Annotated in this window: 3 protein-coding genes; 2 read left to right on the top strand and 1 reads right to left on the bottom strand. The window is 62.3% G+C overall.

The window, feature by feature from the left end; translation table 11 throughout:
• Positions 1-152: transposase domain-containing protein (locus tag AC1DWT_RS51235; protein ID WP_477926268.1), on the bottom strand; the 152-nt coding region annotated here is incomplete at its 3' end.
• Between the two features lie 37 nt (positions 153-189).
• On the opposite strand from AC1DWT_RS51235, the gene AC1DWT_RS51230 reads away from it, so the two are divergent.
• Positions 190-477, top strand: coding sequence for a hypothetical protein (locus AC1DWT_RS51230; protein ID WP_143548942.1), 288 nt, complete (start codon positions 190-192; stop codon positions 475-477).
• A gap of 1,035 nt (positions 478-1,512) precedes the next feature.
• A partial coding sequence (locus AC1DWT_RS51225; protein WP_477926267.1) for a glutamine amidotransferase-related protein occupies positions 1,513-1,763 on the top strand: 251 nt, incomplete at its 3' end.

Below are 1,763 nucleotides of genomic sequence, written 5' to 3'. Positions count from 1 at the left end.
GTCAAAGTGCGACTTCGCTGCTCCGTGCGACCGCATTCCGCGATCACCTCATCGACCAAGGACGCGGGAAACACCCTGGTCAGCAACCCCACCGACACCACATCCGACAACCGCCGATCCGAGACCGGCTTCACCCATCCACTCCGAGGCACACCTCATCGTATCGCAAACATCACTAACTGAACGGTATTGCTGCTAGCCCTCCTCCACGACAGCGAAGCAACCGGCGCTCGGCTACTCGTCGAGAACGGATCGATGGACGTCGACCAACTGCGCCAGCACATCCTTCGGCGCACCGCCGCGTCCCAGCGGGCACCGGAGACGGTAGGACCGACGAATCTCACCAGCATCAGGTTGACCGACACCGAACACACGTCGTGCGCAGTCGCGGCCGCCAAGGCCGGCCAACGCATCGATGTATGGATGCGAGAGAAGGTCCTCGACGCCGCACGGGAACACCCCACCGACACCGAATAGAACGAGACGTCACCCTCTCGACAGTGGCGGGTGCACCCGCGGCCAGCGCTTTGTCAGTAGGAACCGAGAAACGTTGTGCGGTCTGCACACTAAGCTCACTCTTTACGAAATTGGGACGCCCGAAATACCGGCTGGGACGTCCGACTTCATCTGCACTGCCCGACGATGGTGGTGGCGCGGATTTCGGCATGATCGCCGAACGCACCGACTCCGGCGCTTCCTGGCCGCCGGTGTCGCCACCGTCGTGACCATCGACCACATCGCGGCGGAATCAGGCACGCGGCGCGGTACCGCCTCGCCCCCACGCTGGCGAGAGCGCTCGTCGACCCGGTTCCACCTCGATTCCACTTCGTCGGTTGGGACACCACTCCCGCGCAGCCCGGAAGGGGTATGCGGGCAGCGCAGAAGCGGCTGCTGTCGATGGCCACTCCGCGACGGAGGGTGTTTTGAGATGTGATGTACCGGGTGCATAAAACCGACCACTTGCTCTGTGCACCACTGCCGACTGGGCGATCTTGCTTCCACGGACTTTCGTGACTTAAGGTGGAGTGCGCGCATCGCGCGGCGTGTCGGGGTCTGGGCGGATTGCGTTGATAGACAGGCTAATTAGCCCTTCTAAGGATTGATCATGTCCACCAGACCCAGCCTATCGACGGTACAAATATCCTGTTGCTCCTCAACGGGCTCGTCAGCAGGAATGCACGAGCGGGCATCGCCGGCACTAATGCGCGGATAGTCGGTTTTCCGCAGGTAGCGGAGCCTCCCGACTGGGCCGACGCGTCGAGAGGTCTTGGTGGCAATCATCCGCACCGCCGGGACGGGCGGACTTCACGGCATGGCGCCTCATTCCACAACGTCGGCCGTATCGCCTCCAGTCGGTGAATCACACGAGCTCCCCGTGCTGGAGGAGGGCGCCACAGGGTGCACGCTCAGACGAATTCTCCTGCAACAAGTTCGAGGGACCTCATCAAGTCGTTGCACCGGCGAGAGACAACGCAGTGTCGCATCCCTCACGCGCCGAGAGCCGGGCGAACGATGTTTACCAAGACGTTGTTGATCGACAATTACGATTCCTTCACATACAACCTCTACAGCTTTCTCAGCGACGTCAACGGGTGCCCGCCGACGGTGGTGCGCAACGACGTGGACTGGTGTGCGATCGACCTGGCCGAGTTCGACAACATCGTGATCTCTCCGGGGCCCGGTCGTCCCGCAATCGAACGCGACTTCGGCATCAGCTCGCGGGCCATTCTCCAGGGTGGGCTTCCCACACTAGGAGTGTGCGC

Source organism: Rhodococcus sp. P4_B6, assembly GCF_056402215.1.
This window is presented reverse-complemented; position numbering and strand designations above follow the sequence as displayed.